Origin of the sequence: Ancylomarina sp. (genome assembly GCF_041555295.1) — a bacterium.
GTDB lineage: Bacteria > Bacteroidota > Bacteroidia > Bacteroidales > Marinifilaceae > Ancylomarina.
Window position 1 is genome coordinate 1 of sequence record NZ_JBFFKR010000402.1, and the last position, 2,400, is coordinate 2,400.

Annotated in this window: 2 protein-coding genes; both read right to left on the reverse strand. The window is 40.8% G+C overall.

Annotated elements, in window-relative coordinates:
* A partial coding sequence (locus ABY905_RS16465; protein WP_372645848.1) for a pyridoxal-phosphate dependent enzyme occupies positions 1-683 on the reverse strand: 683 nt, incomplete at its 3' end.
* Positions 684-1,429: 746 nt separating this feature from the next.
* Positions 1,430-2,400, reverse strand: a 971-nt coding sequence (locus ABY905_RS16470) for a glutamate-1-semialdehyde 2,1-aminomutase (protein WP_372645850.1), incomplete at its 5' end; no start/stop codon positions are given.

A 2,400-nucleotide genomic window follows, 5' to 3' on the forward strand; every position in this document is an offset into this window, starting at 1 on the left:
ATGGTTTGAGGATTAGTTTGCGGAATCAATTCGCCTTTCTCTAAAGATTGCCAGGCATCATCGGCACCGAAAGGTTCACCAGCAATCACTTTGGTTTTAGGAGAAAAGTTATAGGCTGCAAGGGCAGTACCCGCAAGCAAGCCACCGCCACCAACTGGCGTGATGATATAATCCAAGTCATCATGTTCTTCTATCAGTTCCATGGCAGCGGTTCCTTGTCCTTGAATGACCTGATAGTCGTTGTAGGGGTGAAGGAAAGTGGCGCCTGTTTCTGCTACTACTTTATTTAAGGTGATTTCTCGTGCTTCTAAAGTTGCCTCACATTCTATAACTTGGCCACCATAACCTTTTACCGCTTTTTTCTTAACCTCAGGTGCGTTCTCGGGCATCACGATATAAGCTTTAATACCTTGTAGTTTGGCTGATAAGGCTAGAGCTTGTGCAAAATTTCCCGACGAATGTGTGGCAACACCATTTTTCTTCTGCTCATCGCTCAATTGTAGAACCGTATTTAAAGCACCTCGCATTTTAAAAGCACCCATCTTCTGAAAATTCTCACACTTGAAATAGAGTTGAGCGCCTGCAATTTCATTGATTAAACATGAACTCAAAACAGGTGTATTGTGAATAAATGGCTTTATTCTTTTGTGAGTTTTCTGAAGGTCTTCTTGCTTGATATGCATGATAGGGTCTTTGTTTAGATGTTTAAATTCTGAGAAAGGTAAATTTACAAAAATTGGTGAAGAGTTAATTTAATATGGTAAATATTCTAATTAATTCCTGGTCATGCTCTGACACTTAGTTTTCCCGCAGATAGAATAGATCTTCGGAGATTGAATTATTTTTTTGTTTGACGTCATGCTCTGACTATAAACACCCCGAATAATCGGGGGTACTTGTCAGGGTATGACTAAAAGGAAATCGTAAGATGACATAGAGTAATGAATAGGTTCCAAGTATTTGCTGCGAGAGCTTTGTGTCCAAGGACAATAGACAAGTATTTGTTGCGAGAGCCTTGTGTCCACGGACAATGGGCAAATACGAGCTGCGAGAACGTTTTTCCCACGGGAAATGAGTCAAAACGAGCTGCGAGAACGTTTTTCCCATGGGAAATGAGTCAAAACGAGCTGCGAGAACGTTTTTCCCATGGGAAATGAGTAAAAACGAGTTGCGAGAACGTTTTTCCCATGGGAAATGGTCAAAAACGAGCTGCGAGAACGTTTTTCCCACGGGAAATGGTCAAAAACGAGCTGCGAGAACGTTTTTTCCATGGGAAATGAACAAAAACGAGCTGCAAGAGCTCTGTGTCCACAGAAAATGAGTAAATATTTTCTACGAGAACGAATGTACCAGATTTAGGGATAGTACTAATTGAAAAATCCCAAGCTCATTATCTGAGCTTGGGATTATATATTGGATCTTGAAATGTTTAAGCTTTCATCGCTTCCAATGATTCCTTAGCTGCCTGAATGGTTTTATCAAGCATCTCATAAGTTAATGAGTTAGAAAGGAAATAACTCTCGAATGATGATGGTGGCAAATAAATACCGCGCTTCAACATTTCGTGGAAGAATTTAGGGAATAGCTCGTTATTAGCTGTTGCAGCTGTATCGAAGTCAACCACATCAACATCCGTAAAGAAGATTGAGATCATAGATCCACAACGGTTTATTTTGTAATCAAATCCCGACTCAGCTAATACCTTATCAAATCCTTTGTGTAGGTATTCACACTTAGCGGCTAGCTCAGTAAAAAGCTCAGGTTTTTCGTTCAATTCAGTCAATAGGGTGTAACCTGCAATCATGGCAATAGGATTACCCGAAAGTGTTCCTGCTTGATAAACAGGACCTACAGGAGAAACAATCTTCATAATCTCATCAGGACCCGCATAAGCACCTACAGGCATACCACCACCGATAACCTTACCGAAAGTTACCAAGTCAGCTTTAATGCCAAAGTACTCTTGTGCACCACCTTTACCCAAACGGAATCCAGACATTACCTCGTCGAAAATCAAAAGAATACCTTCTTCATCGCAGATTTGACGTAATTCTTCTAAGAATCCTTTTTTAGGTAAGACACAACCCATATTACCAGCAATAGCTTCGACAATAATGGCAGAAATTTCACCCTTATTATCAGCAACAACTTGTCTTACGTTTTCAATATCGTTGTATTTTGCCGTAAGCGTATCGTTAGCTGTTCCTGGCGTAACACCTGGTGAATCTGGCTCTCCAAATGTACTTGCACCACTACCTGCTTTAATCAGGAAAGAGTCAGAATGACCATGGTAACAACCTTCGAATTTGATGAACTTGTTTTTGCCAGTATAGCCACGAGCCACACGAATAGCCGACATACAAGCCTCAGTACCCGAGTTTACCATTCTGACCTTATCGA